The organism is Paenibacillus rhizoryzae (assembly GCF_059686995.1).
Genome location: NZ_JCAALT010000005.1, coordinates 118,261 through 138,581, shown reverse-complemented (window position 1 = coordinate 138,581; position 20,321 = coordinate 118,261). Strand labels below are relative to the sequence as shown.

Below are 20,321 nucleotides of genomic sequence, written 5' to 3'. Positions count from 1 at the left end.
GAGGACATGCCGTTTTCATCGGGATTGATTCATAACGACTTACCGACACCAGCCTCAGGTGTTGTTATAAACGCACGGAATATCACCAGCACGACGGCTCTGGTGTTGATCGAGGTCTATGTTGTACCTCCAACGACGAATACGCTTACGCTAATCTATCTAACCGGCTACATTTTGCCTGGAAAATCGAGTGATTCACGTCAGTTTAATATTGCAGGCGACATTGCCTATGAAATACAGGTAAATGCGTCGGGGGTACTTTCTGAGGTTATTTTTACAGCCTTCGGGGTTGACGAATTTGGTTTACCGGTTGAAGGCCAGCAGATGCTTGCCATGGATTGGCAGGAAATTTCCGCTTTCTCAACAACGCCATAGTAGAAGACGGGTCACAAGCAGAGATGGGAATTTAGCGAATATCGCTGAATTGCCATTTTTTTTTTTGATAAAAGGCGTACGCCTCAAGGGATAGCCGCACAAGCAAACGGATGCCATATAAATACAATAGTACAGGATGGTGCATTGGAAGGAGTGACAGTATGATCGACTTAGGGGTTGTCATGCCACTATACAAGCAGAAACCGGCGTTTCTTGCAGCGGCGCTGGAATCTGTGCTGAAGCAAACGTTCCAACAGTTTAAGCTAATTATTGTCATTGACGGAGCGCCCGAAATGGAGCCGCTCGTCCGCATGCTCATTCAAGGCGATAAGCGAGTACAAGTCGTTTCCCATGTTTATAATCAGGGGGTCGCCAAAGCGCTGAACACCGGTTTTCAATATCTCTATGACATGCCCGATATCGCGTATTTAACCTGGGTGTCCAGCGACAACATTTACTATCCGAGATTTCTGGAGACGCTTCGTAATGCCCTAGTGAAAGGACCGCAGGAGCTTGGCCTTGTTTATAGCTCGTTCCAGTCGGTCGATAACGAAGGCAAACCGATCTACGATGAACAGACGCTCGCAGTTCAACGCCAATATCAATCGCAGCCGATTGATAAACTGCTGGATTCCTCGCTCATCGGTGTCTCTTTTATGTATAAATCGATCTATGCCAAACAGATTGACGGTTATGAGCTTGTGCCGGTAGAAGATTATGATTACTGGCTGCGCATCACGGAGATTTGCCAAATCAAGTATATTCCTGTGGAGCTTCTCGATTATCGCGTGAACTCCACGTTTAGTGTATCAGCAACGCTGCAATCGACTGCCCAGCACCGCATATGGCGGTACGCGTATCACTTGGCGAGGCATCGTGCCAGGATGCGCAGGGGGATTACCCCCTACTTGACGATACTATTTCCGGTGAAGGAGTCCAGCCCTGAGGCCATCGCGCGAATCGAGAACCTCTACGAGCAAACCTTCAGTAACTATACATGCTATATTCTGGATCTCTCTCCGGACATGCGGGTTACGGCGGATCTGTCGCTCATTTCCCATCCGACGACGGATTTCAAATGGTTCCCGAATGCCAACGTGGCAACAGCTTTGCTTCACGCTTCTCAGATGATCCAAACGCCTTACAGCTACATCCTGGGACCGAATCTATTCAAGGACTTGATGGATCTGACTGTGTTGCACAACGAGATGGAGAAAGCAGCTCCCGCTGTCATGTCCAACTACTATAACGAGGAACACAATGCAGTCGGCTACAGACATTCAAGCACCTATTGCGCCAAAGATGGGATGTACGACGAGCTGTTCCGCAGGCAAGGTCTGATTGATTACGTGAAAGCAAACTTTGCTCAAATGAGTGATCCGGGATGAAACTATTATTTACCTTCTTTAATCCGAGCGGCGGCATGGAAACACTCAATCGGATCCGCTGCCATGCCTTCATGAAAATGGACGTGGAATGCCACCTGCTCTATTCCTTGGATGGCGAAGGGCTCAAAAACATTAAAGGCATTCCGACGTTCGTGATGAATGACGAGGCTTCCATCGGCAGGCTGATCCAGAGGCAAAACTACGATGCGATCGTCGTGTGCACAGATGTGATGATGCTGCTGACGATCAAGAAGGCCGGCTTTAAAGGGCATCTTATCTTTGAAATTCAAGGTTTAGGAACGCTGCAAACCGCCAGCGCGGTGCTCACCGATATATCGGCCCGCGTGCTGCAGGCGGCAGACGGCGTATTATACCCGCAGACGAGTCATCTGCAGGAGCTGATGACGGCACATCTGCAAGGCATCCCTCATTTCTGCTTTGACGATCCGCTGGATACGGAGGGGTTCGGCTACAGCTCTTACCCGCCGAAGCCGTTTCCGATCATTGGCTGGGTTGGCCGAATTGAGGCGAATAAGAACTGGCGAGAGTTTCTACTCATCGGTTCCCGCATGCTGCAAAAACATCCTGAAGGGTATCTATGGATCTTCGGCGATACGACACTGGCCGAACCGGTGGAGAAGGAGCATTATGACAGATGGGTTAACGGCCTGCAATTACAACATAAACTCATAGCCTATTCCAACATTCCGCATGAACAAATTGCAGACTATTTCTCGGTCATTGGGGATTCGGGGGGATTTCTCTGCTCGACCTCCATTCTGGAAGGCTTCGGCTATGCGGTAGCGGAAGCGATGCTCTGCCGTTGTCCGGTACTGACAACGGACTCTGATGGAATCCGTAGATTTCTGATTCATGATGTCACAGGGAAGCTGTATTCGCGCGGCAACGTCAATCAAGCAGTCATCCAAGGCGAATCGCTAATGAAGGATACTACGCTTCGCAATACCATTCGCAATAATGCCGAGAAGCATATTAAACAGCATTTCTCTTCCGAGAAATACACCACTAACTTTATGAACATGCTAAAGAGCTTATCGCAGCGAAAGCCGAGATTTTAGCATTATAAATAGATCGATATACAAAAGCGGGTCCGCTCCATGAGGAGCGGACCCGCTTATTTGTGTTGTTGAATTATTTGCTGTTGTTTGCTGCGATCATTTGACGGAGAACGGTTTGAAGAATACCGCTGTTCCGGTAGTAATCGACATCAACCATGGAGTCGAGACGAACGATTGCCGGGAATTCGAACGTTGTTCCGTCTTCGCGCGTTGCGATGACTTGAACCGTTTGACTTGGCAGAACATCGTTGCTCAGTCCCACGATATCGAATGTTTCGCGGCCTGTAATGTTCAGCGTTTTCCAGCTTGTTCCTGCTTGGAATTGCAGTGGCAGTACGCCCATGCCTACCAAGTTGGAGCGGTGAATACGCTCGAAGCTTTCTGCGATAACGGCTTTCACGCCGAGCAGGAACGTACCTTTTGCCGCCCAGTCACGGGAGCTGCCTGTTCCGTACTCTTTACCGGCGATAACGACAAGGTTCTTGTTGTTCTTTTGGTACAGCATGGAAGCATCGTAGATCGACATGACTTCTTCGGTTGGCAGGTAAGTCGTTACGCCGCCCTCTGTGCCGGGAGCCACTTGGTTACGAATACGAATGTTGGCGAATGTGCCGCGCATCATAACTTCATGGTTACCGCGGCGGGAACCGTAGGAGTTGAAATCGACTCTGTCTACGCCGTGTTTGATCAGGTATTCGCCTGCAGGGCTGTCAGCTTTGATGTTACCAGCCGGCGAAATATGGTCGGTCGTGACGGAATCGCCCAGAAGCGCGAGTACGCTCGAACCTTTGATATCTTCAATGTCGCCGATGTCAGCGCCAAGGCCTTCGAAGAATGGCGGGTTTTGAATATAAGTGGATTTATCATCCCACTCATAGCTTTCGCCAGTCGGTACATCGATGGCGTTCCAACGCTCGTTCTGCGTAAATACGTTAGCGTATTTGTCGCGGAACATGTCAGGGCTCATTGCCGCAGCAATTGTATCCGCGATTTCTTTGGATGTTGGCCAGATGTCTTTCAAGTACACAGGCTCGTTCTTGCTGTCATAGCCGATTGGATCGGAGGACAGATCGATGTTCACCGTACCTGCAAGCGCATATGCAACAACCAGCGGCGGAGATGCCAGGTAGTTGGCTTTCACTTGCGCGTGAACGCGGCCTTCAAAGTTACGGTTACCGGAAAGAACGGCTGCAACCGTCATATCGTTATCTGCAATGGCTTTGCTTACTTCATCCGGAAGCGGACCGGAGTTACCGATACAAGTTGCGCAGCCGTAGCCTGCAACGTGGAAGCCCAGTGCTTCAAGGGACTCAAGCAGGTTTGCTCTCTTCAGGTATTCCGTAACAACCAGGGAACCCGGCGTTAGGGAGCTCTTCACGTAAGCCGGTTTCTTCAAACCGCGCTCAACGGCTTTCTTCGCTACGAGCGCGGCGCCGAGCATAACGCTTGGGTTGGACGTATTCGTACAGCTTGTAATAGCTGCGATAACGACTGCGCCGGTACCCATTTTGCTAACTTGGCCGTTCGTGTGTTTGACTTCAACGAACTCTTCGATCTTGTTGTCGCTCAGACCGTAACCGCCTTTGTCGATCGGTGTGCGGATGATGCTGTTGAACGATTCTTTCATGTTCGTCAGCTCAACGCGGTCTTGCGGACGCTTCGGACCTGCAAGGGAAGGTACGATTGTGGACAGGTCAAGCTCAACGATGTCGGAGAAAGCCGGTTCCGGCGTATCGTCTGTACGGAACATGCCTTGTGCTTTGTAGTAAGCTTCAACGAGTGCGATTTGATCTTCTTCACGGCCTGTAGCGCGCAGGAAGTTGATGGTTTCGCTGTCTACCGGGAAGAAGCCGACTGTAGCGCCATACTCAGGAGCCATGTTGGCAACTGTTGCACGGTCAGCGAGGCTGATGTTGGACAAACCAGGGCCGAAGAACTCGACGAATTTGCCGACTACGCCTTTTTTACGAAGGATTTGTGTAACCGTCAGGGCAAGGTCAGTCGCTGTAGCGCCTTCTGCCAAGCTGCCTGTCAGACGGAAGCCGATAACTTCCGGCATAACGAAGTAAAGCGGTTGGCCAAGCATACCGGCTTCAGCCTCGATACCGCCAACGCCCCAGCCGACTACGCCAAGACCGTTGATCATCGTTGTATGGGAATCCGTTCCTACAAGGGAATCCGGATAAACGACAGTTTCGCCGTTAATGGATTTCGTTGCTGCGACTGAAGCCAAGTACTCCAGGTTAACTTGGTGAACGATACCCGTTCCCGGCGGTACTGCGCGGAAGTTCTCGAATGCCGTTTGCGCCCAGCGCAGGAAGCGGTAACGCTCTCCGTTACGTTTGAACTCGATGTCCGTGTTGTACTCAAGTGCTTCAGGAGTACCGAAAGCATCAACCATAACCGAGTGGTCGATTACAAGGTCAACCGGAACGAGCGGGTTGATTTGTTTCGGGTCGCCGCCCGATTTCTTCACGGTATCGCGCATTGCTGCCAGATCGACTACAACCGGTACGCCGGTGAAGTCCTGCAGGACGATACGTGCAGGGATGAAAGGAATTTCTTTGTCTTCGCGGCCATCAGCCCAAGTTGCAAGCTGCTTGACATGTTCTTTCGTGATCGCACGGCCGTCGAATTGACGGACAGCTGCTTCAAGAAGCACCTTGATGGAGAAAGGGAGCTTCGAGATTTTTCCCAGGCCTTGCTCTTCCAGACCGCCCAAGCGGTAGTAAGCATAGGGCTTACCGCCGACTTCAAGCGATTCGCGAACGGAGTATTCGTTTTGATGTGTCATTTGCAATTCGCGCCTCCTTGGCATCCATAATCATTTTGTGGTTTCACTGTGTGAAACACAATTTCAAAAAACATTTGATACCCTAAGTATAGCGTTTTTTATTCCATTTAGAAAGTCCAAATATCACCTTCGAGGGAAGATGTTTCGCCCGTTTTTACATGAATTCGTCTGCCTTCACATATAATGAACCAACTTTATCGGTCCAAGAAAAAACAAGGCTACTGTTATGCACGAATCGCTCACGCATGCATCAGGCGTTCGGTTCCGTGCTGTCCTTATGGCAGAAACAAGGAGGGGAACCAGCGTGCCGCGAACGCGAATATGGGTCGGAACCAATAAACCTGCAGCTCCGAAAAAAAGCACGGTGCAGAGCCGGTCGACTCTGCTGGGAGCGGAACCGCGCAGCGGCGGCAAGCCGAGCCGCCGCCGCGAAGCAGAGCCGGCGTCACCGTCGCAGGCTTCATTATCGCAGTCTCAGCTCCAAGGCTGGAAGGCTGCTGTCCATCGCTACGTGAAGCTGTACAATCAGGCTGAAATCGACCGCTATGCGCCGCCGTTTGAAGAGATCATTCGAGATGAGGATCACTTGTATCGGTTTACACAGCGGCTGGACCGGCTGCGTGAGCAGGAGCTGCTTCGCGGCGTTCTTCCGTCACGCAGCGAGACGAGCGCCGAGCTTATCCGGATCAGCGAGTCCAGCTCGCGGTCGGAGGTGGTGGTGCTTATTGAGCTGCGCATCAAACGAACGATTGATCATAATGGACGTACGTATCAGGAGGAACGCTGTGATCGTGAACGGCTGTGGCTGAGCGCCGAGCAAGACGAATATTTCATCTCCCGTATCGAGCCGATCGTCTCGGAGCGGCGGCCGCGCTACAGCTCGTCCGATGCCATCCTTGCCGCGGAGCAGATGCAGGAGCGGGAGTCTTCTGCCGGCGGTAGTCAGCAGCAATCCATACCTTATATAAATTATGATGTTTTGCCGTTTTTCAAACATACTCGTGCAGGTGTCAGATATAGGAGGGATTTGGCGGCCGCTTATGCGGATCGCTGGTGGAACGAACCTAATCCCGCATACGAGAATTTCGAGGTAAATTGCACGAATTACGTGTCTCAGTGCCTCTTTGCAGGCAGCTCGCCTATGAACTATACTGGTAAAAGGGATTCCGGCTGGTGGTACCGCGGCTTCAGCGGCGGCCGAGAAAATTGGAGCTACAGCTGGGCTGTATCCAACGCGTTAAAGACTTATTTGTCGGCTCCGCACAGCTCTGCGATGCAAGCAACTGTTGTCGATTCCGCCGATCAGCTTGCCCTTGGCGATATTATCACGTACGACTGGAGCGGCGATAACCGTTTCCAGCACAGTACGATTGTGACTGCATTCGATGCAGCCGGCATGCCGCTTGTGAATGCCAACACGGTTGCAAGCCGTCACCGATATTGGGATTATCAGGATTCCTATGCATGGACGGAGCAGACGAAATACCGTTTTTTTCATATCGCGGATGAGTTTTAAACGGCGCTTTAACCCAGGAGAGTATGACAACCCATTCGTATGGGAATTTTAACATAACCGGAGGATGAATCATGGGGGAGAAAGTGCGCGTAGGACTTGTTTACGGAGGGCGCTCAGGCGAGCACGAGGTCTCTCTACAAACCGCTCTTGCGGTCATGAAAGCTTTTGATTACAGCAAATACGAAATTAAACCTTTCTATATTGGCAAAGACGGCGAGTGGCGGGCAGGCGACACGCTGCTGGCCGCGCCAAGCGGTCTGGAGCAGCTGCGTCTTGCCGGCGGCGATGCGATCATCGGTACTGGAGCGCTAATGCCGGTATTCGGCGGGCAATCGGAGAATGATGCGTCCATCGCAATTTCTTCGGTGCCGGGCGCGGTAACCATATCTTCCGTAGGCCAACAGCAGGTAGATGCGGTTGAAGCGGCTGATGATGGTCAGATTGACGTCGTATTCCCTTTGCTGCACGGTACATTCGGTGAAGACGGCACGATTCAAGGTTTGTTCGAGATGGCGAACATTCCGTATGTCGGAGCAGGCGTTCTGGCTTCCGCAGTCGGCATGGACAAAATCACGATGAAGAAAGTTTTCGCGCAAGAAGGTTTGCCCCAGTGCGTGTTCCGTTTCTTCAATCGCACGCAGTGGCAGAAGGATTCGGACTTTTACATGATGGAAATTGAAGTCGCGCTCGGTTACCCTTGCTTCGTGAAGCCGGCGAACCTGGGTTCAAGCGTTGGGATCTCCAAAGCTCGCAACCGTGAGGAACTGATCGCTGCTGTAGACTACGCGCTTCGCTTTGACCGTAAAGTCATCGTCGAAGAGTTCGTCGATGCGCGTGAGATCGAAGTGAGTGTGCTTGGCAACGATGAGCCGCGCGCTTCTGTTGTCGGCGAAATTACGTCCTCAAGCGAGTTCTACGATTATAAAGCGAAGTACATCGACGGCAAATCGATGATGCATATTCCGGCCAACATTCCGGCCGAAGTATCGGATTCCGTTCGCGAAATGGCGATTCGCGCGTTCCTTGCGATTGACGGCTCCGGTTTGTCGCGTGTCGACTTCTTCATGCGCAAGGAAGATGGCCAGCTGTTTATCAATGAAGTGAATACGATGCCGGGCTTCACGCCGTACAGCATGTATCCGCTGATGTGGAAGGAAAGCGGCGTTCCGTATACGGAACTTCTCGATACATTGATCGCGCTTGCGATTGAGCGTCACGCAGAAAAACAGCTTATCGATTATAGCGGAGGAACGCCGGCTTAAGGGGCCGGTTTTCCCCGTTTTTTTGTAGGTTGGCGAGGTCGGGCATTATGGCAAGTTACATACATATACTAACGACTATTGGAGGTTTGTTCATGGGATTCCAAACCGAATTTAACTCTGTATGCAAATTCAAATCCAAGCAAGAGCTGTACGAGCTGTTGGAATACGGCCGCGGCAAAATGGTCAAGAGCGGCTTCCGCGTCTATCCAACCGGGCAGAAAGTCATCGCCTACACACCGGAGAATGAAGCCATCGCAATCGTAAAAATCCGCGTTTCCATCGCGGAAATTAATTTTCAAGGCGAGGAAGTAACCGAAGTGGAGATGGACCTAGTTCGTAAGCTGACGGAGGAAGAAGCGCGCGTGCAGACGGCGCTGGCTTATGAAATGTTCTTCGGGGATCAGGCATGATTGTCCGCTTCGGCTTCGTAGCCATGAGCGTACTGCTCGATAACGCTTCGCCCTCGCGGACCATGACGTATGCGACATTTTCCAAGCTGGATGATCGTGAGGCTGCGCTTCGCAGATTGGAGCGGATCGCGGAGGATAATCTCCGCACTACGCTTCGCTTAATGCGGCACTGCGTGGGTCATGATGTGTTTGTGTATCGCATGACCTCGAAGATTATTCCGCTTGCTACCCATGACGCGCTGAAGGATTGGGACCCGTATCCGCCGCTGGAGCAGGCTTTTGCCGAGATTGGGCAGTATGCGAAGGAGAAAGGGATGCGGCTTTCGTTTCATCCCGACCACTTCTGCGTATTCAGCACGCCTAGGCCGGAGGTGCTGGCGAAGTCCAAGGAGGATCTGGAGTACCACGTCCGGATGCTGGAGCATATGGGGCTCGATGAGTCGGCTAAGTGCAATATTCACGTCGGCGGTGCGTACGGGGACAAGCCTGCGTCTGCGGAGCGGTTTGTGCAGCAGTTCGGTCAGTTGGACAATCGGATCCGCAACCGGGTCACGCTTGAAAATGACGACAAAACGTTTACCGTCCGCGAAACGCTCGGCGCTGCCGAAGCGGTCGGAACGCCGATGGTGCTGGATATCCATCATCATGCGGTCAATGACGGAGGCGAAACGGACAGTACGCTGTATGGCGAGCTATGGCCGCGCATTCTGCGGACATGGACGGGGCCGGACGGACAGCCGCTTGCATTGCCGCCCAAGCTGCATGTATCGAGCCCGAAGAGCGAGCGCGATCCGCGCGGTCATGCCGACAATGTCGACGTTGGTCCGCTGCTGCGGTTTCTGCGTGAAACGGCCGGCTCGGTCGATCAGCTGGATGTCATGATCGAAGCCAAGCAGAAGGATGCGGCGCTGCTGCAGCTCATGGCGGATATGCGCCAGCTGGAAGCCGAAGGTGCGGGCATTCGCGTTATCAACGGCGGAAGTATCGAGATAACCTAAGGGACAGGAAAAGCTTGATCTTTTCCGTCCCTTAGGTTATTTTTGGTTAAGGAAGCGCTATCATTTTAGTTTTCTACGGTGCAATCACACCCTGGTCAATCATCATAAGCTCACAAATATTCTCGAGAGGATTGTGAAACGATGAATGGATTATTAGCAGGGAAAAATGTGCTTGTTATGGGTGTGGCGAATGACCGCAGTATTGCCTGGGCAATTGCTCAGTCGCTTGCTGCACAGGGGGCTCGCCTAGCTTTTACATACGAGAATGAGCGCGTAGAGGAACGGGTACGCAAGCTGGCGGAGACCATTCCGGGCTCTTTATTTCTCCAATGCAATGTCACGGTGGATGAAGAAATCGAGTCGCTCGCAGTTCAGTTGAAAGACGCGTTCGGCGTGCTGCATGGCCTTGTGCACAGCATCGCTTTTGCGAAGACAGAGGAGCTTGACGGCATGTACGTCGACACTTCGCGTGCCGGCTTTGCGCTGGCTCATGATATCAGTGCTTACTCGCTTGCGGCTGTAGCGCAGCGCGTATATCCGCTGATGACGGAAGGCGGCAGCATCATGACGATGACGTACCTCGGTGCCGAGCGCGCGCTTCGTAACTACAACGTCATGGGCGTGGCGAAGGCTGCACTGGAAGCTTCCGTTCGTTACCTGGCTGCCGATTTGGGGCCGCACAATATTCGGGTAAACGCGGTTTCGGCAGGTCCAATCCGGACGCTGGCTGCCAAAGGCATCAAGGATTTCAACTCGATCCTTCGCCAAGTGGAAGAAAAATCACCGCTACGCAAAACAACGGAGGCAGCAGAAGTCGGCGACACGGCGATGTTCCTGCTCAGCCATCTGTCCCGCGGCATTACAGGCGAAATCATTTATGTGGATAATGGATACAATATTGTCGGGGTATAACGTAGGAGCAAGGTTCTGTTTTAGAATCTAAAACCATTACTATAAACTGACTGGCTGTCGGAAGTCGACGCCCCAGTCAGTTTTTGTTTTCGTACGGTTTGTGTATACATCTGGAAAATGATAAACTTTTCAAGATGTTTACTAAAAAATAATAATCACCGCAATACTGGCGTGTATGCGTTAACGATTTATACTTAATTATGGAGAAACTTCGTCCGAGCGCCAACGTATAGTAGTAAGACATTTATGAACTCATAGGAAAGTAGCGTGGTTTAACCATGAGTGAGCAGATTATCGGAGGAAAGAGCTTTACCGCTGTTGCGATTAATTGTGCAGCGAAAGCAGGAGAATGGATAAAGACGAAGCTTGGCAACCATACAAGCCTTTCGCTAAAATATTCCGCACAAGACTTGGTCACGGAAGTGGACAAAGGCGCGGAGATGATGATTCGCAACCTGGTGATGACGCATTTCCCTCAGCATTCATTTCTTGGCGAGGAAGGCGTGCAGCCGGGACCGGAGGCTTCGACCAAAGCGCTGCAGAGCGTACGAGATGCGGAGTACCTGTGGATCGTCGATCCGCTGGACGGAACGACGAATTTCGTGCACAGCTTCCCATTCTTCTCGGTATCGATAGCGCTCGCACATAAAGGCGAGGTTATCGTTGGGGTGGTGTATGATCCGATTCGAGACGAACTGTTCGTAGCGGAGAAAGGCAAAGGGGCTTATGTGCGCGGACGTCGCATGGGCGTATCCGCAGAGGAAACGCTGCGTGACAGCTTAATTGCTACAGGCTTCCCGGCGGATCAACAGTATGCGCTTCCGCTCAATATGAAGGGGCTTCAAGCGCTGGTACCGCAAGTGCGCAATATTCGTTCCGGCGGCTCGGCCGCGCTACATATGGCTTATGTTGCAGCGGGACGGTTGAGCGGCTTCTGGGAGATCGGCCTGAATTCATGGGACTTGGCGGCAGGCGCGCTGCTGATTACAGAATCCGGCGGACGGGTAACAGATGTAAAAGGCACTCCATATGATTTGGGTGTACGCCATGTGGCAGCTTCAAACGGACATATTCACGACGAGTTTGTGCAAGCGCTCCAGCAAGCGGAATCAGGCAGCTAAGGAAAGAGAACGTCTCTGCAACCGTCAAGAATGACGGGAGAAGAGGCGTTCTTTTGCATATGATAGCGTAGGAAGCTTTCATGGGGGGAGGCGGGCAGAATGTTTATTGAGCTCGATGTGCATGGAGACGTGCCGCTTCAGGAGCAAATTGCGCACCAAATCATAGCAGGGATTGCCTCCGGATCGCTGAAGCCTGGTAAAACCTTGCCTTCGGCGCGGCGGCTTGCTTCGGATCTGCGGGTCAAATCAACGGTTGTTCATAAAGCGTATCAGACGCTGCTGTCGGAAGGATTTCTGCAGGAGCGTTATGATGGCAAATTAGGCGTACTCATCCCTGCACTTAACGAAATGCCGCGCGTTACGGATAGTTATAGGGATCGGCTCGCGAAGCAGCTGCGTGCATTAGCGGCAGAAGGCCGGGCCAGAGGGATGACGGAAGCTGAATTCAGCAAAGCCTGTCTAAACATATATCGAAGCGATTTGACGACGATGGGAGATTCACTGGAATGAATACGGATCACAAACAGTCGGTTGCACCCGGCTGGTATTTGCTGCAAGTGATACTTATAGCGGTATCGGCAATATCCGCTGTATTACTGTGGGATCAGATTCCCGCAAAGCTAGCCGTGCATTATGATATAACCTTTCAACCTGACCGCTACGCTGCGAAGGAGTTTGGCCCGGTTTTTCTCTTTAACATCGTACAGCTGTTTCTACTCGGCATCATGATGGGAGCCGACTACCTTGTTAAGCGTGCTACGCAGCCAGGAGGGCCGGAGATGCCGAATGAGAAAAGCCGGCAATACCGGTATGCGAACAGCGTTTTTCTATACGGATTGTCGCTCTTGCTCGTCTTGTACTTTAGTTATGTACAAGCAACTACGCTTTACGGCTGGTCGAGGCCGCTTCTTCTCATTGGAACGATAGCGTTATTTTTGCTCATCATCGGGGGTCTAGCTTTTCTGATTATGTACGTCAGGAGGCTGCGATTATCGCAGCACGGAGATGATGGCGATCTGAATGAGGAAGGCCGCTGGTTGGCAGGTGGCATCTACTATAATCCGCAGGATCCGTCTGTCTTCGTACCCAAGAAATATGGGATCGGTTGGACGCTGAATTTCGGGAGACCGATGGGGTGGCTGGTTATCGCGACCTTGTTCGCGATTCCATTCCTTATTGCCGGCGTGGTTGCGATGATGGAGTAGCGGGTTCATTAGCGCGACAACTTCTCGGCAGCCACTCCCCACCATTATTCTAACGAACCGCAGAGGCTTTTTTTGAGAGAAAAGGCACAACGAGATTTCTAACGAACCGTGGAGGTCTTATTTTGGTGAGAATAGCACTTCAAAAATTCTAACGAACCACAGAGGTCTTATTGGGCCGACATAGGCAGAAATGCACGAGTTTTCGAGTGAATAAGACCTGTAGGGTTCGTTAGAATTTTAAACCGCTGCTTTTTGATCAAATAAGGCCCGTACGGTTCGTTAGAATTCTAGGGCTTCGTAAAGTGAAAGCGTGCTATTGGATAGGATACGGGAAAAAAGGCCATGACCTATTCATATAAAAAGGCTGAACAGGATACCTGCTCCCGTTCAGCCTTCTTCATTTACTTCGCCATCGCGGCAAAAGCTCGCTCAGCTGCGGCAATCGTCGCCGCAATGTCTTCGTCCGTATGGGCGGTAGTCAGGAACCATGCTTCATACTTGGATGGTGCGAGGCAGATGCCTTGATCCAGCATGAGGCGGAAGAATTCCGCGAACTTCTCGCCGTCCGTATCCTGCGCCTCATCGTAATTGGTAACGGGATGATCGCAGAAATGAGCGGAGAATGATCCGCGAATACGGTTGATCGTGAGCGCGATGCCATGCTTGTCCGCCGATTGCTGAAGGGCAGCGGCAAGTTCGGCTGCCTGCGCATCCATGCGCTCATAAGCGCCGGGCTGCTGCAGCACTTCCAAGCAGGCAATCCCCGCAGAGATGGACGCCGGGTTGCCGGCCATCGTACCTGCTTGATAAGCGGGGCCAAGCGGCGCAACCTGCTCCATCACATGCTTGCGGCCGCCGTAGGCGCCGATCGGCAAGCCGCCGCCGATGATTTTGCCAAGCGCCGTCAGGTCTGGCTCGATGGCAGCATGATCCGGGAACGCGCTGAATGTTTGCGCGCTGCCGTAGTGGAAGCGGAAGGCGCTGATGACTTCGTCATAGATAACGAGCGCGCCGGCTTCGCGGGTCATTTTGCACAGTCCCTCAAGGAAGCCCGGCTCTGGCATTACCATGCCGAAGTTGCCGACAATCGGCTCGACCATAACAGCTGCAACTTCGTCGCCGAAGGTGTCCAGCGCGACGCGAAGGCCGTCCAGATCATTGAACGGCACTGTGATGACTTCGCTGGCAATGCTTGTTGGTACACCGGCGCTGTCGGGAATGCCGAGCGTGGAAGGACCGGAGCCCGCTGCAACGAGTACCAAGTCCGAATGGCCATGGTAGCAGCCGGCGAACTTAATGATTTTGCTGCGCTTCGTGTAGGCTCGTGCAACACGTATGGTCGTCATCACGGCCTCAGTGCCGGAGTTGACGAACCTCACTTTATCCATCGAAGGGATCGCTTCCTTCAGCATACGAGCGAGCTGAATCTCCAGCTCCGTCGGCGTACCGTAGAGTGTTCCGTTAGTAGCTGCAGTAGTAATGGCTTCCGTGATATGAGGGTGGGCATGACCGGTAATAATCGGCCCGTAGGCACACAAATAATCGATATAGCGGTGGCCGTCGACATCCCAGAAATGCGCGCCTTGCGCACGTTTCATGAAGACAGGCGCTCCGCCTCCTACCGCTTTAAACGAGCGGGACGGACTGTTGACGCCGCCGACAATATGCTCAAGCGCTTCGGTATAAAGCTGCTCCGAGCGCGGTCGTTGAATGGACATGGTGAAACCTCCTAAATATTTTCCGACTACAATACCTTATTGTAACCCCAGAAACTGCAGCAGTACAACCAAAGAGAGGGTGAACAGACCGCCATCGGTCTACTCACCCTCTTTGTCCTGCCTATTATTTGCTTCCGTTTGCCGTATTACCGTTCGTGCCGGAGTTCGTTCCGTTCGTATCCGTCGCATTGCCGCTGCCTGCAACTGCCGGTGCTGTAGCGGTTGAATCCTTCGTCAGCTCGTCTTGCACGAACTGCAGAAGCTCATTGTCATCGCGTACGGACAGTACGGATGCGCCGCCGACTTTCTTATCGCCGATAAGATCCATTGGAGGAACCTGTGCTTGACCTGCGATATGCGTTTCAACGCCAAGCTGTGCCAGCTTGATCATGTCGGACACTTGAATATTGGATTCTACATAAGGCTGAATGCTGTCCACGATTTTCTTCATCTTCAGCAGGTTCCAGCCGTTCTTCATCTTGTCCGCAACGGCATTCAGCAGCTTGCGCTGACGTTCGGTACGGGTGAAATCGCTCATCGCATCATGACGGAAACGCACATATTGCAGTGCTGTCGTACCGTCCAGATCCTGAATGCCTTTCTTCAGGTGAATGTCATACCGGTTGCCGTCGGCATTATCGACGTAGTTCATATTCTTCTCAACCTCGAAGTTTTGAATGCCGCCGATCGCATCGATCAGAGATTTGAATCCTTCGAAGTCCGTATACACATAATATTGAATATTAAGTCCAAGCAAGCCGCCAATGGTCTTCATAGCCAGGTTAGGACCGCCAAGTGCCAGTGCCGTATTAATCCGGCCATCTTCATGACCTTCGATGTCCACGTACGTATCGCGGAGTACGGAGAACAAATGTGCTTTCTTCGTCACAGGGTCGACCGAGACAACCATCATGGAGTCGGAACGAGCGGTTTCGCTTTTCTTCAAGCCGCGGTTGTCGCCGCCCATAATGAGAATGTTGACGCGTTCCGTGCCTTCCCATTCAGGTGGCTTCTCTTCGGCAACCTCTTCAAATTGACCGAACCGTGATTCTTCCTTAGGCTTGCTGAAGCCCTCGAGTCCGTTATAGACGCCGACACCTTGGTAAACGAAATATGCGACTACAGCCGCAATGGCGACCAGCCCGCCAAACAGTGCCCATTTCCACGGCTTCTTCTTCTTAATCGTCTTCTGGGAGCGTGACATTAAAGTTCTGTTCCTCCTTGTAATAGGTCCGTGTGCGGATGGAGAATCCGAAGCCGACGCGGAGCAGGGGTAATGAGGCCTAGTTAATAGCTATAATTTAGGGTTGAATGTCCGGTGCCGATAAATTCACTATAGCATTACATATCATAAAATTATAAAATGGTTTGTCGTAGAGAAGCAAGTTTTATCTGATAGAATCGAAAAAGCCAGATATTTCCCAGGAAATGTCGAAGGCGAGGAAGAGAGGAGCTAAGCATCCTATGCTGGCAATAGATGTAAGAGATTTGCGAAAACAGTTCCAGGTTCAGAAGAACCGAGAAGGGCTCGGCGGCGCGCTGAAGGATCTGTTTAAGCGGGAATACAACGACATTACGGCTGTCAAAGACATCACCTTCCAAATCCCTCAAGGGGAGATTTGCGGTTACATAGGTGAGAACGGGGCAGGCAAATCAACGACGATCAAGATGCTGACAGGCATTCTTGTGCCGACCTCGGGTCATCTGCAAGTAAACGGGTACGTCCCATATAAGGAGCGGGAAAAATTCGTTCGCGAGATCGGGGTTGTTTTCGGTCAGCGCAGTCAGCTCTGGTGGGATATCGGCGTTATCGAGTCGTTCCAGCTGCTTCGCAAGGTGTATCGTGTACCGGAAGCGGAGTTCCGTAAGCGGCTTGATGAGCTCGTGGAACGGCTGCACCTTGGCGATCTGCTCAATCGTCCTGTACGGAAGCTGAGCCTTGGTCAGCGGATGCGCTGTGAGCTTGTTGCTTCCTTGCTGCACAATCCGTCGATTGTGTTCCTTGATGAGCCGACGATCGGACTCGATATTGTGGTGAAGACGGAAATCCGGGAGTTTTTGAAAAAAATCAACCGCGAGCACGGCACCACCATTTTGCTTACCACGCATGACCTGCAAGACATCGAAGCCTTGTGCTCGCGCGTTATTATGCTTGACGATGGCCGGATCATTTATGACGGCAGCTTGGATGAGCTGAAGTCGAGATGGAGCAAAGGCCGCGAGCTGCAATTCCAATTCGGGGAGCTGCCGCCGCATGATGTGCTGATGCAGCTGACTGAAGGCTTGGAAGGCGTGCACTGGACGATCGATAATGAACTGACTGCTACGATGTGGCTGCCTCATGAGGTGAATGTATCGGATGCACTTGCCCGCGTAGTGGGAAGCAGAGCCGATATCCGCGATATTAAGATTACGGAGACGAATACGGACGATATCGTTCGTGAGATTTACCAATCCGGCTCGGCTTCGACCGAAGCGACGGAGAAACTGAGTCAAAGCTCGGTAACGGCGGAAGCCGCCAACGAAGCTAGCAAGGTACCGGTTGCCGCTGCCTCGGATAGGGAGAAGGAGCCGCAATCATGAATAGCGCCTACCTAGATCTTATCCGCATTCGGTTTCTCATGATGCTGGCGTATCGCGTCAACTACTACAGCGGTATTGTCATCTACACAATTAATATTGGTGCTTACTACTTCTTGTGGGAAGCGATCTTCGGCGATCAAAAAGTGCTGGCCGGATTCACACTGGCTCAGATGACGACCTATGTAGCGGTTTCTTGGATGGCGAGGGCGTTCTACTTCAATAACCTTGACCGTGAGATCGCCAATGAGATCCGTGATGGCAGCGTGGCGGTTCAATTCATTCGGCCCTACAATTATTTGTTCGTGAAGCTGATGCAGGGCTTCGGCGAAGGGCTGTTCCGCTTGCTGCTGTTCATGGGGCCGGGGCTTGCGATTGTTTGTCTTATTTTTCCGGTGAAGCTGCCGACCGATCCCGGAGTATGGGGCATTTATCTCTTGATGCTGCTGTTCAGCTTCTTAATCAATACCCAAATCAATATGCTCGTGGGTTTGTTCGCCTTCTTCGTTGAGAATAACGAGGGGATGCTGCGGATGAAGCGCGTCGTCGTCGACTTGTTTTCGGGCGTTATCGTGCCGATTTCCTTCTTCCCGGGTTGGCTTGCCGTCACGATGAAGTGGCTGCCCTTCCAAGCGATCACCTACCTGCCAAGCTCCGTCTTCACCGGCCGTACGGCGGGCGATGATGTGCTGCGGGTGTTCGGAATTCAATTGATCTGGTTCGTTGTCTTAATCATTCCCATCGCATGGGTGTGGCGTCAGGCGAGGACCCGATTGTTCGTGCAGGGAGGTTGAGGATATGTTTTATTGGTCGCTGGCAATGGAGTATATTAAGAATTATGCCAAAACAAAGCTTACCTACCGGATGGACTTCTGGATCGAGCTCTTATCCGACCTGCTGTTCCAAGGGGTCAATCTGATCTTTATCCTAATCGTGTTTCAACATACGCCTTCTCTTGGAGGCTGGTCGGAGGCGGAAGTGATTTTCGTCTACGGTTATTTCATGGTGCCGGCAGGCATCTTCGGTGCCGTCTTCAACATCTGGAATTTCAGCGAACGGTATATCGTAAAAGGGGAAATGGACCGCGTGCTGACGCGGCCTGCTTATAACCTGTATCAGGTGCTGCTGGAAAATCTCGATCCGCCGTCCTTGTTCGGTTCGCTTGTCGGCCTTATAATTATGGTGCTTAGCTGGGGAGATTTGGGGCTCGCGTTCTCGTTCACCGATATCCTGATGCTTGCCGTGTTTACGATTGGCTCCGTGATGATTTACGCAGGACTGTTCACATCGCTGACGGCCATCTCATTCTATTCGGATGCACCAACGGGTATACTGCCGCTGATGTACAATATTTCGAACTATGGCCGTTACCCGGTTAACATTTATAACAAAATCATTCGATTCCTGCTGACGTGGCTGCTTCCTTTCGCATTCGTCGGCGTCATCCCGGCTTCTTATTTCCTGGAGAAGGATCACGAAGGGTTATCGTCGCTTGCGCTGCTTACTCCGGTTGTGGGGATCGTCGTATTCGCGATTGGCCTGACGATCTGGAATCATGGCGTGAAGCGCTACAGGGGTGCGGGATCTTAAGTAGTGGGGGAGAAGAAGCCAGATGGCGAGAGCGATTAAAGCAAAAGCATTTGTAGGGAAGAAGGCGCCTGACTTTACGCTGCCTGCCATGGGCGGCCGTGAGGTCAGCTTAAGTCAATTTGCGGGCAAGAAGGTTGTCCTGTTCTTCTATCCGAAGGATTTGACGCCGGCCTGTACGCAGGAGTCCTGCGATTATCGGGATTCGTACGCAGCCTTTGGCGAGTGCAATACGGTTGTGCTCGGCATTAGCATCGACGATGTGCAGACACATGAGCGGTTTGCGGAGAAATATGAGCTGCCTTACGAGCTGCTGGCCGACCCGGAGCACCGCGTGTGCGAGCTGTACGGCGTGTGGCAAATGAAGAAGCTGTACGGCAGAGAGTATATGGGACTTGTTCGCTCGACCTTCCTCATCAATGAGAAAGGCAAGCTTGTTCGCGAGTGGCGGAATCTGCGCGTGAAGGGGCATGTGCAAGAGGTGCTCGAAGCAGCGCAGGCGCTGTAGCTAGAAGTAGAAAAGGGTTGTCCGGAAGCCGATAGGCTTTCTGGACAACCCTTTTTTGTATGTCGAGAGAGGGCATGATGATCTATAATTTGCTCGCAAATAACCACTAATCGAATCTAAGGAACCATCCGATTCGTATGGATTTTCGTAGACAGCTCTAACGAATCGTACAGGGCTTATTTGCCTCAAAATAGCGCGGACTGCCTGGTCGAATTGTGACTGGCTTAATTAATCTTCGCAAAAATACACGTGTCCCGCCACTCGCTGCCATCAGCAGAGAGGTCTTCGTTTCGAATAATGCCTTCAAGCTCAAATCCGAGGCGCTGCGGAATCAGCATGCTCCTGGTATTGAGCGTATCGCAGCGAATTTCCAATCGACGGGCTTGCAGCTGCTCGAAAGCAAAATTACAGATGCCGTCAACGGCTTCAATCATATAACCTTGCCTGCTGTACCGACTATCGATCCAATACCCGATTTCGAATTTGCGCACATCCCAGTCCAAGCCATGCAAGCTCGCCGATGCGATGAAGGTCCCGCGATCCTTAAGGAACACATGCAGACGAAGATTCTCCCGCTGCAAGAACTTCACGTGAGCCTCGCGAATACCCCGTTCTGCCTCATACTCCGAATGCTCTTCTTGCGCCCATTTCATCCATGGCTTTAGCTCGTTAAGCGAGGCATTGAGTGCTTTAAGCACGGCTTTGCCGTCCCCCGGCAATGGCATACGAATGAGCAAACGTTCCGTTATAAATTCACTGGGAAAATCAATCATAATGGGATCCACGGCAAACCCTCCATCCTATCGTCTTACGGAAAGCGTCACGTATGTAAAAATCATCCTACAGCCTGCCCTGTTCCTTGTAAATA

Annotated in this window: 19 protein-coding genes; 15 read left to right on the top strand and 4 right to left on the bottom strand. The window is 51.9% G+C overall.

Annotation, left to right across the window (positions count from 1 at the left end):
- The first annotated feature begins 6 nt into the window (after window positions 1-6).
- From AC6ESO_RS16175 to AC6ESO_RS16165, 3 genes are all read left to right on the top strand, one after another.
- Window positions 7-375, top strand: a complete 369-nt coding sequence (locus tag AC6ESO_RS16175; RefSeq protein WP_497092251.1) for a hypothetical protein — start codon at window positions 7-9, stop codon at window positions 373-375.
- A gap of 161 nt (window positions 376-536) precedes the next feature.
- Window positions 537-1,763 (top strand): glycosyltransferase family 2 protein, encoded by a 1,227-nt coding sequence (locus AC6ESO_RS16170; RefSeq protein ID WP_497092250.1) that lies wholly within the window; start codon window positions 537-539, stop codon window positions 1,761-1,763.
- Window positions 1,760-2,842: a glycosyltransferase family 4 protein gene (locus tag AC6ESO_RS16165; RefSeq protein WP_497092249.1), complete on the top strand. Its 1,083-nt coding sequence runs from the start codon at window positions 1,760-1,762 to the stop codon at window positions 2,840-2,842. The genes AC6ESO_RS16170 and AC6ESO_RS16165 overlap by 4 nt, the downstream gene beginning before the upstream one ends.
- A 73-nt stretch (window positions 2,843-2,915) precedes the next feature.
- Here the strand turns inward: AC6ESO_RS16165 and acnA are convergent, their stop codons facing one another.
- On the bottom strand, window positions 2,916-5,636 hold the full coding sequence (gene acnA, locus AC6ESO_RS16160; RefSeq protein WP_497092248.1) for an aconitate hydratase AcnA: 2,721 nt from the start codon (window positions 5,634-5,636) through the stop codon (window positions 2,916-2,918).
- Window positions 5,637-5,940: 304 nt separating this feature from the next.
- Between acnA and AC6ESO_RS16155 the strand changes: the two genes are divergently transcribed.
- The 8 genes from AC6ESO_RS16155 (at window position 5,941) to AC6ESO_RS16120 (ending at window position 13,060) form a co-directional block, all read left to right on the top strand.
- The gene (locus AC6ESO_RS16155) at window positions 5,941-7,152 is read left to right on the top strand and encodes an amidase domain-containing protein (protein ID WP_497092247.1); all 1,212 of its coding nucleotides are present in this window, start codon (window positions 5,941-5,943) and stop codon (window positions 7,150-7,152) included.
- Between the two features lie 71 nt (window positions 7,153-7,223).
- Entirely contained in the window at window positions 7,224-8,414 is a 1,191-nt protein-coding gene (locus AC6ESO_RS16150; RefSeq protein ID WP_497092246.1) for a D-alanine--D-alanine ligase, read from the top strand.
- 92 nt (window positions 8,415-8,506) lie between these two features.
- The gene (locus AC6ESO_RS16145) at window positions 8,507-8,824 is read left to right on the top strand and encodes a hypothetical protein (protein ID WP_475782587.1); all 318 of its coding nucleotides are present in this window, start codon (window positions 8,507-8,509) and stop codon (window positions 8,822-8,824) included.
- Window positions 8,821-9,822 carry a UV DNA damage repair endonuclease UvsE gene (gene uvsE / locus AC6ESO_RS16140; protein ID WP_497092245.1) on the top strand — a complete coding sequence of 334 codons (1,002 nt, stop codon included), beginning with the start codon at window positions 8,821-8,823 and terminating at the stop codon, window positions 9,820-9,822. The genes AC6ESO_RS16145 and uvsE overlap by 4 nt, the downstream gene beginning before the upstream one ends.
- Before the next feature lie 141 nt (window positions 9,823-9,963).
- The gene (fabI, locus tag AC6ESO_RS16135; protein WP_497092244.1) at window positions 9,964-10,734 is read left to right on the top strand and encodes an enoyl-ACP reductase FabI; all 771 of its coding nucleotides are present in this window, start codon (window positions 9,964-9,966) and stop codon (window positions 10,732-10,734) included.
- Between the two features lie 278 nt (window positions 10,735-11,012).
- The gene (locus tag AC6ESO_RS16130; protein ID WP_497092243.1) at window positions 11,013-11,855 is read left to right on the top strand and encodes an inositol monophosphatase family protein; all 843 of its coding nucleotides are present in this window, start codon (window positions 11,013-11,015) and stop codon (window positions 11,853-11,855) included.
- Window positions 11,856-11,954: 99 nt separating this feature from the next.
- Window positions 11,955-12,365, top strand: a complete 411-nt coding sequence (locus AC6ESO_RS16125) for a GntR family transcriptional regulator (protein WP_494821129.1) — start codon at window positions 11,955-11,957, stop codon at window positions 12,363-12,365.
- Window positions 12,362-13,060, top strand: a complete 699-nt coding sequence (locus AC6ESO_RS16120) for a DUF5808 domain-containing protein (RefSeq protein ID WP_497092242.1) — start codon at window positions 12,362-12,364, stop codon at window positions 13,058-13,060. The genes AC6ESO_RS16125 and AC6ESO_RS16120 overlap by 4 nt, the downstream gene beginning before the upstream one ends.
- Window positions 13,061-13,461: 401 nt before the next feature.
- Here AC6ESO_RS16120 and AC6ESO_RS16115 read toward each other — a convergent pair whose 3' ends face one another.
- Window positions 13,462-14,778 (bottom strand): glutamate-1-semialdehyde 2,1-aminomutase, encoded by a 1,317-nt coding sequence (locus tag AC6ESO_RS16115; protein ID WP_497092241.1) that lies wholly within the window; start codon window positions 14,776-14,778, stop codon window positions 13,462-13,464.
- A gap of 124 nt (window positions 14,779-14,902) precedes the next feature.
- Window positions 14,903-15,982 carry an LCP family protein gene (locus tag AC6ESO_RS16110; RefSeq protein ID WP_497092240.1) on the bottom strand — a complete coding sequence of 360 codons (1,080 nt, stop codon included), beginning with the start codon at window positions 15,980-15,982 and terminating at the stop codon, window positions 14,903-14,905.
- 260 nt (window positions 15,983-16,242) lie between these two features.
- On the opposite strand from AC6ESO_RS16110, the gene AC6ESO_RS16105 reads away from it, so the two are divergent.
- Genes AC6ESO_RS16105 through bcp form a run of 4 tightly spaced genes read left to right on the top strand, consistent with a single transcriptional unit; the run spans window position 16,243 to window position 19,453 of the window.
- Window positions 16,243-17,361: an ABC transporter ATP-binding protein gene (locus AC6ESO_RS16105; protein WP_497092239.1), complete on the top strand. Its 1,119-nt coding sequence runs from the start codon at window positions 16,243-16,245 to the stop codon at window positions 17,359-17,361.
- Window positions 17,358-18,152, top strand: coding sequence for an ABC-2 family transporter protein (locus AC6ESO_RS16100; protein WP_494821124.1), 795 nt, complete (start codon window positions 17,358-17,360; stop codon window positions 18,150-18,152). The genes AC6ESO_RS16105 and AC6ESO_RS16100 overlap by 4 nt, the downstream gene beginning before the upstream one ends.
- 4 nt (window positions 18,153-18,156) lie before the next feature.
- Complete coding sequence (locus tag AC6ESO_RS16095; protein WP_494821123.1) at window positions 18,157-18,948, top strand: ABC-2 family transporter protein; 792 nt, start codon at window positions 18,157-18,159, stop codon at window positions 18,946-18,948.
- A gap of 22 nt (window positions 18,949-18,970) precedes the next feature.
- Window positions 18,971-19,453, top strand: coding sequence for a thioredoxin-dependent thiol peroxidase (bcp, locus tag AC6ESO_RS16090; protein WP_494821122.1), 483 nt, complete (start codon window positions 18,971-18,973; stop codon window positions 19,451-19,453).
- Between the two features lie 224 nt (window positions 19,454-19,677).
- Here the strand turns inward: bcp and AC6ESO_RS16085 are convergent, their stop codons facing one another.
- Entirely contained in the window at window positions 19,678-20,238 is a 561-nt protein-coding gene (locus tag AC6ESO_RS16085; RefSeq protein WP_497092238.1) for a GNAT family N-acetyltransferase, read from the bottom strand.
- Window positions 20,239-20,321 lie beyond the last annotated feature (83 nt).